Origin of the sequence: Paenibacillus caseinilyticus (assembly GCF_027533645.1) — a bacterium.
GTDB lineage: Bacteria > Bacillota > Bacilli > Paenibacillales > NBRC-103111 > Paenibacillus_G > Paenibacillus_G caseinilyticus.
Genome location: NZ_JAQAGY010000009.1, coordinates 242,771 through 255,521 on the forward strand (window position 1 = coordinate 242,771; position 12,751 = coordinate 255,521).

At 57.9% G+C, this 12,751-nt stretch carries 11 protein-coding genes; 6 read left to right on the forward strand and 5 right to left on the reverse strand.

Annotated elements, in window-relative coordinates:
- Positions 1 to 5 precede the first annotated feature (5 nt).
- The 4 genes from O9H32_RS16150 to O9H32_RS16165 are packed head-to-tail and all read left to right on the forward strand — an operon-like array spanning position 6 to position 4,009.
- The gene (locus O9H32_RS16150) at positions 6 to 1,526 is read left to right on the forward strand and encodes a spore germination protein (RefSeq protein WP_269867146.1); all 1,521 of its coding nucleotides are present in this window, start codon (positions 6 to 8) and stop codon (positions 1,524 to 1,526) included.
- A gap of 1 nt (position 1,527) precedes the next feature.
- Positions 1,528 to 2,619, forward strand: coding sequence for a GerAB/ArcD/ProY family transporter (locus tag O9H32_RS16155; RefSeq protein ID WP_269867147.1), 1,092 nt, complete (start codon positions 1,528 to 1,530; stop codon positions 2,617 to 2,619).
- The gene (locus tag O9H32_RS16160; RefSeq protein ID WP_269867148.1) at positions 2,616 to 3,854 is read left to right on the forward strand and encodes a Ger(x)C family spore germination protein; all 1,239 of its coding nucleotides are present in this window, start codon (positions 2,616 to 2,618) and stop codon (positions 3,852 to 3,854) included. Before O9H32_RS16155 ends, O9H32_RS16160 begins: the two co-directional genes overlap by 4 nt.
- Positions 3,851 to 4,009, forward strand: a complete 159-nt coding sequence (locus O9H32_RS16165; RefSeq protein WP_269867149.1) for a hypothetical protein — start codon at positions 3,851 to 3,853, stop codon at positions 4,007 to 4,009. Before O9H32_RS16160 ends, O9H32_RS16165 begins: the two co-directional genes overlap by 4 nt.
- A 19-nt stretch (positions 4,010 to 4,028) precedes the next feature.
- Here the strand turns inward: O9H32_RS16165 and O9H32_RS16170 are convergent, their stop codons facing one another.
- The 3 genes from O9H32_RS16170 to O9H32_RS16180 all read right to left on the reverse strand — a co-directional run bounded on the left by O9H32_RS16170 (position 4,029) and on the right by O9H32_RS16180 (position 6,581).
- Entirely contained in the window at positions 4,029 to 5,291 is a 1,263-nt protein-coding gene (locus O9H32_RS16170; RefSeq protein WP_269867150.1) for an LbetaH domain-containing protein, read from the reverse strand.
- Positions 5,292 to 5,466: 175 nt separating this feature from the next.
- On the reverse strand, positions 5,467 to 5,643 hold the full coding sequence (locus O9H32_RS16175; protein ID WP_269867151.1) for a hypothetical protein: 177 nt from the start codon (positions 5,641 to 5,643) through the stop codon (positions 5,467 to 5,469).
- 437 nt (positions 5,644 to 6,080) lie between these two features.
- The gene (locus O9H32_RS16180) at positions 6,081 to 6,581 is read right to left on the reverse strand and encodes a DinB family protein (protein ID WP_269867152.1); all 501 of its coding nucleotides are present in this window, start codon (positions 6,579 to 6,581) and stop codon (positions 6,081 to 6,083) included.
- Between the two features lie 462 nt (positions 6,582 to 7,043).
- Between O9H32_RS16180 and O9H32_RS16185 the strand changes: the two genes are divergently transcribed.
- Both O9H32_RS16185 and O9H32_RS16190 read left to right on the forward strand, forming a co-directional pair.
- A complete protein-coding gene (locus O9H32_RS16185) occupies positions 7,044 to 8,738 on the forward strand; it encodes a methyl-accepting chemotaxis protein (RefSeq protein WP_269867153.1) in 1,695 nt (564 codons plus the stop codon).
- Between the two features lie 26 nt (positions 8,739 to 8,764).
- On the forward strand, positions 8,765 to 10,003 hold the full coding sequence (locus O9H32_RS16190) for an extracellular solute-binding protein (RefSeq protein WP_269867154.1): 1,239 nt from the start codon (positions 8,765 to 8,767) through the stop codon (positions 10,001 to 10,003).
- Between the two features lie 95 nt (positions 10,004 to 10,098).
- Here the strand turns inward: O9H32_RS16190 and O9H32_RS16195 are convergent, their stop codons facing one another.
- Together O9H32_RS16195 and O9H32_RS16200 are read right to left on the reverse strand one after the other, a co-directional pair.
- Positions 10,099 to 11,337: an extracellular solute-binding protein gene (locus tag O9H32_RS16195; RefSeq protein ID WP_269867155.1), complete on the reverse strand. Its 1,239-nt coding sequence runs from the start codon at positions 11,335 to 11,337 to the stop codon at positions 10,099 to 10,101.
- Positions 11,334 to 12,662: a diguanylate cyclase gene (locus O9H32_RS16200; RefSeq protein WP_269867175.1), complete on the reverse strand. Its 1,329-nt coding sequence runs from the start codon at positions 12,660 to 12,662 to the stop codon at positions 11,334 to 11,336. Before O9H32_RS16200 ends, O9H32_RS16195 begins: the two co-directional genes overlap by 4 nt.
- Between the last annotated feature and the right edge of the window lie 89 nt (positions 12,663 to 12,751).

Genomic DNA, 12,751 nt, shown 5'->3' on the forward strand with positions numbered 1-12,751 from the left:
AGATCATGAACAGGATGAACGCAGGACATCCGGAGAAGGAGCCGAAGCGGCTGTCGACGGATCTGACCCACAATGTGAATGAGATCAAACAAGCCTTTTCTTACCCCGACAATCAAGCCCTGTCCATCCGGAACTTGTACGTGGAATCGCTGCAAGCGGAAGCGGCGCTCCTCTTCATCGACGGCGCGGCCGATACCCAGGCCATCGAGACACAGATCATGGATCCGCTCTTAACGAAGCGGGATATCCCCCCTCGGGCGGAAGATAAACTGACGGTGATCCTGCGAGAAATGCTTACGAGTGCATCCGGCAGCACCCTCCATCTGGTACCGGACCTCACCCGCGATCTATTGAAGGGGTATACGCTCATCCTGATCCAGGGGGAAGCCGCGGCCCTCTCCATGGCAACGCCCGGGTTCAAATCGCGTTCAATCGGCGAACCACAGGTGGAACACGTGCTCAAGGGTCCCAAGGAAGCTTTCATCGAATCCGCGGCCGTGAACCGCTCCTTGATCCGCAAGCAGATCAAGGACCGCCAATTGATTGCGGAAGCACTGCCCCTGCGCACCAAGGTGACCAGCGAAGTATCCGTCATGTATATCAAGGACCTGGCGGACCCGGAGCTCGTGTCCGAAGTGAAGCGGAGGATCGCGGAGATCGAGGCCGACTCGATACCCGAGCTGTCCATCCTCGAGCAGTATATCGAAGAACGTCCATACTCTCTGGTTCCGAGCATCTTGCTGACCGAGCGGCCGGACCGGGCCTGCTCCTTTCTGATGGAAGGCCATGTGATCCTGCTCATGGACAATTCGCCTACGGCCATGGTGGTGCCGGTCACCTTCTGGTCGTTGTTCCACACCCCGGAGGATCAATACCTGCGGTGGGCTTATGGGAACTTCATCCGCATCATTCGTATACTGGCCGTGTTCGTCGCCCTGCTGACGCCGTCCCTGTATATTGCCGTGAGCACGTTCCATGAAGAGATGCTTCCGACCGATCTCCTGCTTGCCATCGGAGCCACCCGGGAGCGGGTCCCCTTCCCGGCCCTGATCGAGGTGCTGCTGATGGAAGCCGCCTTCGAGCTCGTGCGGGAAGCAGCCGTACGGATCCCTTCGATTATCGGTCCCACGATCGGGATCGTCGGGGCGCTCATTCTAGGCCAAGCGGCGGTGGAAGCCAATATCGTCTCGCCGATCTTGGTCATCATCGTCGCCATGACGGGGATCTCTTCCTTTACCATTCCGGAGATCAGCTTCAACTTCGCGGTGCGGATACTCCGCTTCGTGATTCTACTCGTCGCTTCCTTCATGGGCTTCTTCGGGATCGCGCTGCTCTCGACCTGCATTATCGCCTACATGGTTTCGTTCAAATCGTTCGGGGTTCCCTTCTTGTCGCCGCTCTCTCCACATGAGCCGTCGTCCAAGGATCTGATCGTGCGGCCCCCGGTCTGGAAGCAATGGCTGCGGCCGTTCAGCGTGAACCCGAAGGATCAACATAGGAAGAAAAAGCCGGAAGGAACTTCGTAAGATGAAGAAAAAATCCCAGGGGAAACTCGGAACCAGAGAATTCACTTCTCTGCTGCTGCTTGCCGTCGGGTTGAAACTATCGGATACCACGCCAACCCTGCTTCTGGAGAAGGGGGAGACGGCCGGCTGGATCATCCCTCTCCTTGCTTTCGTGCCCATAAGCATCTCCCTGCTCGTCCTGCTCTCGGTTCTCCGGAAGTATCCGGACAAAGGGCTCATGGAACTGATCTCAGAGCTGGCCGGGAAATACGGCGGGGTCGCGATCGGCTTGATCTTGTTCGTTGCGACGCTGGCGTCTACGGCACTCGAAAGCCGCAGCTATGTGGATATCGTCAATACGATGGTCTACCAGAGAACGCCGATTCCCGCCCTGTATCTCATGATGATGCTCGCGGCCTATTACGTGGCCAACCGGGGCTTCGAGGCGATCGGACGGACGGCCTGGATCATTATTCCATATATTGAAATTGCGGTGCTGATGCTGGTCTGGTTCGTATACCGGGATGTCGACTGGCTGCATCTCTTCCCCATCGCCGGGCCTGGCGGGACGGTGCTCGTCAAGGAGAGCATGTCCCACATCTCGATGTACAGGGAAATCATCCTGCTCACCGCTTTCATCCCTTTCGCCAAGTCATATAAGGATTTTCGCCTCGCTACGGTTGTAGGCTCCACGGTGTCGGTGTTCAAGATTGCGCTGATCACGGCCGTGTACGTCGCGGTATTCGATTATCCGGCCGCCCGGAATATTGCCTACCCGTTCCAGCAGCTTACGCGAAGCGCCTCGATCGGCCAGATCATCACACACGTGGAGTCGCTCTTCCTGGCGTTCTGGCTCATTGCGACCATCATTTATTTTGCGATTCAGGTGTATATCCTGGCATTCCTATTCGCCCGCATGATGCAGTTGGATGAATTCGAACCCCTCATTCTGCCGCTAGCCGGCCTGGCCCTGCTCCTCGGGCTTCTGCCTGGGAATATCTCGCGGGTGATGCATTACCGGGACCTGTTGATGCAGAACAGTACAGCGATCTATCTCCTGCTGCCGTTTCTTCTATGGGCCTTGGATCGTTATCGGAGGAGGGTCAAGCATTGAAAAAGGTAACCCTGCTGCTCCTGCCGATGCTGCTGCTTACGGGCTGCTGGGACCGGCTGGAGCTTGAGGAGCAAGCTTTCGTGGTAGTGCTGGGCCTTGACAAAGGAAAGAACAACATGGTAGCCGTCACCTTCCAGATTGCCAATCCGCAGGTGGGATCGAGCGACAAAGGCGCAGCGCCGAACGAACCGCCGAGCGATATCGTCACGTTCACCGCCCCGGATATCTTATCGGCCAAAGAGCTGGCCAACAGCGTCATTACAAGGAAAATCAGCTTCGCGCATTTGCGGACGACGGTCGTAAGCCAGGACTTAGCCAGAACGGAGCTGTATCATCACGTGATAGGTTCGTCCATCCGCGATCCTGAGATGCGCCGCGAAATCCATCTCATCGTGTCCAAAGAAAGAGCGTCGGATTTTATTAAGAACAACAAACCCCGGCTGGAAACCCGCCCCCACAAATATTATGCCTTCATGCAGCAGCGGTGGAAGGATACGGGCTTCGTTCCCTATTCGACGCTGAACCGTTACCTCCAGCGGCTCGGGGGAGACTCTCTGTTCTTGTCCATCTATGCGACTACGGAGCCGGGCCGGCCCAAATACTCGAAGGGCGAGGATAACTATCTGGCCGGGCAAATTCCGCAGAAGGGGGGAGACCCTGTACAGATCATGGGGTCTGCCGTATTCAGCGACGGCAAAATGATCGGCACCCTGACCGGCGAGGAAACCCGGCTCGCCTTGTTCCTGCGCCGCAAATCGCTGACCCATTCCTTTATATCGACCTATACCGATCCGGCCAATGGCAACTACCAAGTGACGGTCCGGTATATCAAGGACGGCAATACGAAAATCAAGGTGAACACCGGGGTCGAGCCTGCGCAGGTATCGGTCACCCTCCCGCTGAGGGTCCAAGTTCTCTCCATTCCAAGCCTTGCCAACTATGCGACGGATGCGGACAAGCAGAAGCTGCTGAAAGAATCCCTTGAGAGGCAGATGACGGAGAAAATACAGCATTGTGTGGCCAAAGCGCAAAAGGAGTTTAAAGGAGAGCCTTTCTTGTGGCACCTGCATGCAAGGAAAACATTTTGGACCATGCCGGAGTACATACAATACGATTGGTCCAAGCATTTTGCGAAAGCCCAAGTGGAGGTCAAAGTAGAGTTGAAAATCGAGAACTTCGGCAAGCAAATCGAGACGCCTAAAACCTCTGAGAAGGCAGGAGGATCCGAGGAATGAATCTGGCTTTGGGCGGTTTTGCTTTGTATTTGACCTACTATACGTTCACCTATGCCAGGAAAGTATGGAAAGACAACAAAAAAGCAGCCGGACTGACGCTCGTCTTGTTGTCCGGCTGCTTTGTGCCTCTTACGCTCTATCTCCTGCTGCGCTAACGCGTTGGAGCGGTGTCCATTACCATTCGACGCTATAAAGCTTCTTGCCGCCGCCCCACACTTCCCGCTCCGGCACCACGGTACCGTCCGGAAGGACAGAGTCGGTCACGAGACTGTTCTCCCCGACCTTCACTCCCTTACCGAGCTTGGAACGGAATACGACGGCACGGGAGCCGATGCGGCTGCCGTCGCCGATCTCGGTCGTATTGCCGCCGGCTAGGTGGGGCCCGCTCCCGCCGTGGACGATGGCCCCGGGGTGCAGCGTGACCCGGCTGCCGGCCGCAATCTTCGTCGCCAGGAGCGCGTGGAGCGTATTGCCGCCGAGAAACCGGCCGCGGCTGCCGATCACGATCTCGGGCCCCTCATCCGCCCGCAGGGATACCCCGTCGCGCAGGCCCCGGATGTCGGCGATCTGCACGTTGCCGATGATACGGAACTTGTACCGGCCCGTATCGGGCTGCTGGGTCGGCACCCCGCCTACGGCCGGCAGGACCCTGCGTTCGTTGCCCGGCAAGCCTCCCGGATTATAGCCGATCCCGCGCACCAGGCTCGCATCCTCATGGGCGAGTCCGGAGTAGCCGGCGGCCAAGGCCGTATTCACTTCCACGACATCGTCCATGAACGCCATATCCGCCTCCGTCAAGTACTCTACCTTGCCGACGGCCGGATTCTCCGCTTCCTCCTGCGTCCGGACCCGTTTGCCCGCGAGCACCTTCATCCCGCTCTTCAACGTGACGCCCGGGTCTACTCTTGCCAGATGCATCACCATGCTGCCGTCGGATATCACGGCACCGTCCACCCAGGCGTTGAAGCCGATGAACGCCGGGACCGCCCCCCACCCGTACGTGCCGGGATGGGCAGCCATATAACGCTCTATCGCTTCCGTACCCGGATTACGATAATCCGGGCGGCTCGTTTCGGCGGCAATCCTGGCCGGCTGTGCCGCCTCCACCACAGCCCCGTGGGCTATAATCGCCCGCTCTCCCAGCTCAATATCGCCATTCGTAGCCCTGAGCACCGCATTGTCCTGCACATTGGCGCGTTCGCCGATCCGCACGCGGCGTCCTGCCGCCGCCTCCATCCGTGCGAACGGCGCCACATAGACGCGGCCGCTAAGCTCCAGCGTCCCTTGCTTCGACAGCTCGGCCGTCGGATCGACGAACGAAGCCTGTCCTCCCGGTTCAATGCCTGCCGCGGACACGGCGGCAAGACCGGAAGCCAGCCCCAGCAGCACGGCGCAGGCCGCGGACCGCCGGGCAAGCCCGGTCATGTGTTTTGGCATATACGGTACCTCCTTTTTTACCGTTACTATGCCAAAAGCAGGAATGGTTTATGCCAGGGGGAAGAGATTACCCAGGTGAACGGGGAGCAGATTGCCCATGCAGACGGCGGGAATATCACCATGGATATACTGCTGAAGCTCGCCGCCCGGATCCCCTCGTCTTGCACGCCCGCTCTTACTTCAGCTTAAATGTACTCTTGATTTGTTCTATTCCTTGGAACATCCGGTCGTACTCCATCCGGGCCTGACTATCATCCACACTGAATTGTACGTCGGTCGGGGTCAGCAGGACGAACACGCGGTCCGCGCGCTCTCCAAGAACGAATACATGCCCTCGGATGGTTTCTTGCATGCTGGGACTCACTTCCTTCCATTCTTCCCTGGACCATATCGATATCGTGAATAGAATCCCCCCGTAAATAGGGGGAGATGCCAAAAAGCCACCGGTTTAAGTGGCCGAGGGACTATCTTGCGGCATACTAGGGGCTTCCTATGTATGTGACACTTGGAGTTCGGGATAGCAGCGGCAGCGGCTATCCCTGCCATAAGCCCGAAGGGGCCCAACACAGAAGAACTTCCGTTCCACCGACAAGGCGGGACGGAAGTTCTTCTGTGTTCCTCTGGACTTCTCTTTTCCTCTGGACTTCCCGTTCGCCGGACTCAGGCGCATCCACAATGCGTATCTGAGTCCAAGCAGCATGAACCGGACTCATCCACTCCCGCCGGCTGAAGGAAGCTAGCAGCCGCCAGCCGCAACCCCAGCGTGAAGCCGGGGCCGTCCCGCTGCCATTATACCAGCGGAACCATGCCGCGCTCCAGCCAATCCTCCCGCGTCGGGCCGTACACATCCGGCACCCGTAGGCCCGCCTGACGCATCAGCACGGTCATCTGGCCGCGGTGATGCACCTCATGCTGGATGAGAATGCGCAGGCTGAGCCCATTGGGCCATTCCTCGCCGTACAGGTCCACGAGGGTGGACAGATCCGTATCGGTCCATTGCGTCCGGACGGCTTCCAGCATGGAGGCGGAAGCGCTGCGGTAAGCATCCGCAATGACCGCGGCGGAACCCGGGGCCTGCTCCTCCCCTTCCACGGCAGCGAACTCCAGGCCCGTACGCGAGAGCATCTCGTGGATCGTCGTAGCCAGATGCCATCCGAGCTGCCCGAGGCTGCGGTAGTCCGGTCCGATCCGCACGCTGAGCGAGGGGTCGGTCAAGGCATCCAGGATGCGCTGGGTGACGGCGGATTCGTTCGTCCATTCGGTGATAAAGTCGTTAACGTGCTTAAACATGGTCGGATAACCTCCTTGGAAGATCAACGTCTTCGGCGTCCTTGGCAGGACGACAGCTTTTATGAAACAACAACAGTACATGAAGATGAAGAACAAGCTGTGCGGGTGATATATTCTGCGATGCGGATCAAGTCCGGGAGCCGGCTCCCCGTACATGCTTCTATCTTACCAGTGCTCCACTGACAGCCCTATGTCAGCAATGCAGGCCAGTGGATTCCCTGTCCAGGTTAAGACACCGCAGGGAGATTGGACAGCCGCTGAAGCCTTTCAACGATAAGCTCAGCGTACCCCCAGTCCAGAGGTAAATCATGGTGAAAACCGGTTTCCTTTAGTCTTAGAGAGTCTATAATCCATTCCTTTGGCAGCAAAATACAGCCCTTTTCCTCTTCAGCATCTGATACCAGTCTCCGATAAAGAAAAGTAAGCATTTCCATACTTGAATATACCCGGGGGGTTATCCACTTGGCTTTACGACTTCGAACCAGATTACTGCTTAGTTTCTTCTCCATCATCGCCCTCTTCCTGGTTACGGTCACCGTAACGACTGTGATGAATAAGCGTGTCTCCAACCTCACCAATGAAATCCTCGCTTCTCAGAAGCGCATGGAAGTCGTGCAGCGGCTGAATTTGTTCGCAAGAACCGCTAACGACAACGGAGCACACTACGTGCTAGCACCCGATCATCTCAAGGGGGGATACAAGTCCCGCTTCGACGAAACGGTCCAGTTTCTCGATAAGGAGCTCGCCCGCCTGAGAGAGATCACGACGGATCAAGAAAGTCTCGCACAGATCGACCAATTCGCCGCAAAATGGACTGCTGCCATTGCAGACAAGAAGAAGCTGATGGAGCAGGCTGACAAGAAAGAAATCACCTGGGCTGCGGCGCAGGAGCGCTACACGAAGGATTCATTTGATCCCATCGCCTTCTCTCTGCTTGCGTTCCTCAAAGGGGAGCAGGCCCAAATCGAGCAGTACGAAAGCGACATTGGCAGCACCAACCAGAGCGTACAGCTCGTGAACTACTTGCTCGTCGGCATCGCGATCCTGCTGTCCGTCGGCATCGCCTTCCTGCTCTCGAGATACCTGATTACCCGCACCCGCCTCCTGATCCAATCGGCAGGCGCCGTCGCGGAAGGGAATCTGCAGGTACCGCCGCTGCAGTTCAAAGGCCAGGACGAGCTGGCCGAGCTCGCCTCCGCCTTCAACGCCATGACCACCTCGCTGCGTTCGGTCATCGGCAGCGCGGACCAGGTGGCGCTGCAGGTCGCCGCATCTTCCGCCGAGCTGCAGGCCAGCGCGGAGCAGACGAGCCAGGCCACAGAGCATATCGCTTCGATTATGCAGGAGATTACCGATGGTACGGAGCGTCAAGCATCCCAGGTCGGACAGAACCTGTCGACGATTACCCATCTGGCCGAGAAAGTGCATGAGATTACGGCGAACGGGCAGGCTGCCCTCCTGACCGTCACGAACACGGCGGATACCGCACAGCAGGGGAAGAACGATCTCACCAACGCCATCCGTCAGGTTCGCGCAATCGAAGTCAGCAATGGCAAGCTCGCCCGGGTGATCGAAGTCCTGCAGCAGCAGGCGTCCCAGATCGGGAACGCCACGCAGCTCATTATGGAGATCTCTTCGCAGACCGATCTGCTCGCGCTCAATGCGGCGATCGAAGCGGCGCGCGCAGGCGAACAAGGCCGCGGCTTCTCCGTGGTGGCCCAGGAAGTGCGTAAGCTGGCCGAGCAATCCCGGGTATCCGCGGACCAGATTCACGGATTGATCGCGGGCATTCAGCAGGAAGCCGGTACCGCTGCAGCAGAGATGGAACACGGTACGCTGGAAGTGCAGAAGGGAATCCAGCTCATTGAAGTGGCAGGCGATTCCTTCGAAGGCATTCTGGGGCTGATCCGCCAAGTCGAACAAGATATCCAAGGCGTGACCGCATCTACGGGCAATATCATGACGGATACCGAACAAGTCGTCTCGGGCATCTCCGTAATCTCCCGGATTGCCGAGGAGAACTCCTCCGGCACCCAAAGTGTAGCCGCTTCTACCGAGCAGCAGCTGGCTTCCATGGAAGAAATCAGCGCCTCTTCCGGCGCACTGGCCTCCCTGGCCGACGAATTGAAATCCCTGATCGGCAAGTTCCGGTTATAATCTTGAGGATAGAAGGTGAATGCAGCGTGAATAAACTTCCTATGTCCATCCTTGGCCTTACCAGCGTGTTGCTATTCAGCGCCTGCTCGGGAACGCCCGCACAAGATCCTGTTTCGTTGACCTTCCTGAGCACCTATGAGGGCAAAGAGGCCGAATTCATCAAAGCGCGGATCGCCGCGTTCGAACAAGAGCACCCGAACATCAAGGTGACGACGCTCGATGTCAATTTCGGCGCAGCCTCGAACAGCTTCAAGACAGCGCTGCTCGGAGACCAGCAGCTCGACTTCATGCGTGCGGATAATTCCTGGGTCCCTGAATTTGCCGATTTGAACTTATTGTATCCGTTGGAATCCTTCCTATCCGAAGAGGACAAGAGCGACTTCAACCCCACCGCCCTGCGCTCCGTGCAGTTCAAGGAGCATCTGTATGGACTTCCGTCCGTTATTGAAGCACCTGCCTTGCTGTATAACAAGCGGCTTCTGCAAGAGGCCGGCTTCTCCGCTCCTCCCCAGTCGATGGACGAGCTGTACGCCATGGCCAAGGCTCTGACTACGGGCGGCAAATACGGCGTGTTCGTCTCCGACGATTCCTACTTCGCTCTGCCTTATATCTGGGCGTTCGGCGGGGAGACGATTACGGATGACCGGAAGGTCGGCATTGCCTCGGGCGAGTCCGTCCAGGGACTGCAGTTCATGCAGAAGCTGAGAGAGGACAAAGTATCCCAGCCGTACCCGGACTTCAAGGAAGCGTACAACACCATGATGGGGGACTTCAAAGAAGGCCGGTCCGCCATGATCCTCAACGGCCCTTGGGCTGTGTCCGATCTTCTGACCGGAGCGGAATTCAAGGATGCGGGCAACCTGGGCATCACGGCCATCCCCAAAGGACCGAAGGGCCAGGGTTCCCCGGCCGGCGGACACAGCATGGTCGTCTCCAAGTACAGCAAGCATCCGAAGGAATCGTATGAGCTGATCCGCTACCTGACGAGCGCCGAGACGCAGCTCCTGCAGGCCAAAGAAGTCAAGACGCTTCCTGCGCGGACCAGCCCCTATAAGGATGCTGCTCTCGCTGGGGACGCGATCGTCCAAGGCTTCAAGAAGCAGCTCGACGCGGCCAAAGCGCGGCCGCTGATCCCGGAAGGCTCGCAGATGTTCTCCGACTTCACGCCGAATCTCGGCCAGATCCTTACAGGCAAGCTGTCGGCCCAGGAAGGCGCCAAGAATATCGAGGCAGCCTGGAGAGACATGCTCAAGCTGGACCGCTAGACTAGGGCTTCATGGAAGCCGGAATGCCGTTAGAAGATGCAAACAGCCGTGCAGGCGAATCCCTGCACGGCTGTTTTTGCATTCTTACGACGAGCTTACCTGTTCCGGAGCAGATTCTCCCAAGAAGCTTCGATGTTCCGTACCCCCTCGGGAACGGACACCTTCCCAAGCAGCATCGCGTTCAGATTCGGGGTGAAATCCATGAACAGCTTGGCGCCTTCGGGAATCATCGGGCGTGCCTTTGCCGTATCGAGCTGCTGCTTAAAGCCTTGAACCAGAGGATCAAGCGCCAGCCTCTCATCGACATATGCAGCCGATTGCGTAGGCAGGGTCTTGAATTCCTTGCTCTGCAGCACCTGCGTCTCCGTACCGGTGAGGTAAGCGATCAGCTCCAAGCTTTCTTTCGGATACTTCGTGTACCGGTTGATCACTAGACTGTGCCCTCCCACCGGGGAGCCCTGGCCTTTGGGCCCTTGCGGAACGGCGGCGATGCCGAGCTGATCCTCATGCAGGAACGCCCTGCCCTTCAAGATGTCCCCCATCGCCCAAGGACCGTTGATGATCATCGCCACCCTGCTCTCCTCCGCGAAGTCCTTCATCATCCGCCCGTACCAGTCGGAGAAATCCGCGTAAGGCTGGGTGACGCCTTCCCGCCTTAGCTTCACCATGAATTCGAAGGCCTTCTGCGAATCTGCCGAGGCAATCTCGATTTGCCGGTCATCCGTGACCATGCCTCCACCGAAGGCCCACAGATAGGGAAGTGCAAAGTAGGAATCCTCCGTCAGGAACAATCCGTACCGGCCGTTGCCGGTCATCGCTTTGGCCATCGTCAGCAGCTCGTCCATCGTGGCGGGAGGGTTCGTGAATCCCGCTTCGCCGAGCAGCCGCTTGTTGTACAAGAGAGCCGGCACTTCGATCACCGAGGGAAGCCCGTAGAGGGAGCCTTGATACCGGGCGGACTGCAGGGCGGACGGAATATAACCGGACCAGGCAGCCTCGGAAGACAGCTTCTCCAGCGGATAGACGATACCGAGCTCCGCATACTCGGGAATCCAGGTGTTATCCGCGCGGAAGATGTCCACTGCTTGGTCGCCAAGCACTGCCGTCTTGAATTCATTGGTGGCGAACGGGAAGGCGCGCTGCTCCATTTTCACTTGAATGTTCGGATGCTCCTTGGCGAAAGCCTCGATTCTTTTCTGGAAAAACTGCGTTTCGGCTGGAGACGTTGTTGTCCAGAACGTCAGAGCTGCCGGCTCGGCAGTCCCTTCCGGACTCGAACAAGAGGAGACGACAGCCAGGGATAAAATCAGCATGAGTACAGCCTGTTTGGTCATGTAGAGAGTTCCCCCTCGCTTCGGCGGTTCCGTGTTGTATAGGTCACAATCCGGTTTCGACCGCTGCGCTTCGCTTCGTAGAGCGCTTGATCCGCTTCCTGCAGCAGGTCATCCGGATCACCGGTGATCGACGCAGCCGCTGCAGAGATGCCGATGCTTACCGTGACGCTGCCGCTGACCTCCGACTGCCGGTGAGGGATAGGCCGCGACGCCAGTGCTTGCCGGAACCGCTCGGCCGTCCGGATGGCTTCTTCCTCGCCTTGACCCGGCAGGAGCACCACGAATTCTTCTCCTCCGTACCGTGCGGCGAGATTCCCGGGACCGACCTGCTCTTGCAAGATCCCGGCCACCTGCCTCAGGCATTCGTCTCCGGCCTGATGACCGTACAGGTCGTTATAGCGCTTGAAGTAATCAATATCGAACAGGATCAGGGCTATCGGCCTCGAGTCCGCGGCAAGGCTTCTCCATTCCCGCTCCAGGGTCTCGTCGTAGCACCGCCGGTTCGCGATTCCGGTCAATCCGTCCCGGGTCGACAGCTGCTGGAGGAAGAGATTAGAGTCAATGACGGTCCGCAGCGAATGCGTCATCCGGTTGAAGGCCTCCGCCAGCTCCTGAAGTTCATCGCGACCCCGGAAGCGCAAATCCGGGACCTGCAGGTTGCCCTCCGCTACCGTCTGGGCCGAGTGCTTGAGCAGCCGAATCCGCCGGAGCAGATCGTTCGAGAGAATGAATGCAATGAAGACCGACAGCAGGATAGCCGACGACGCCAGTGCTATGTTCACCCACAGGATGGTCCGGCTGCTGCTTCGGATCTCGCTGTTGTATCCATCAATCCGCGACTGCTCGTTCTTGAAGAAGGCATGGAGCGAGAAGGCGATGGGATCGAAGCCGGTCTTCGTATAATTCTCCTGCGCCGCTTGGACCTCCCCTTGCTTTTTGAGAGCCATGATCTTCTGCCTGTTCTCCACATAAGCCCTCCACTTCTCCCGGAAGCGTTCAATCTGATCGCTCGCTTGCGGATCGGTGGTGATGGCCGATAGACGCTTGATTTCTTCGTCCACATACTTCACGCTCGCATCGAACTGCGACTTGAAATCCTCTTCCACATAGAGGGGGGCGAGCAGGTAATGGGCCCCGTTGTCGTTGGCGGTCCGGGCGAACAAATCCAGCCGCTGTACGACCTCCAGCCTCACCTCCGAAGCCATGCTTTCACTCGTAGAATGTACGATGCGCCGGGTAAGGGTGACGGACAGGACTGACGTTATAACGAACAGTAGGATGATGGCAAAAAAGCTCAAATACAGTTTCTTGCGCAGTGTAAACACCAAGTCGGGCCCCTCCGGTCCATAGGATGCAAGCATCCCGGATGATCATTTTATTATTTCCCATTATTGGATTCTAGTCCATTCCCAAA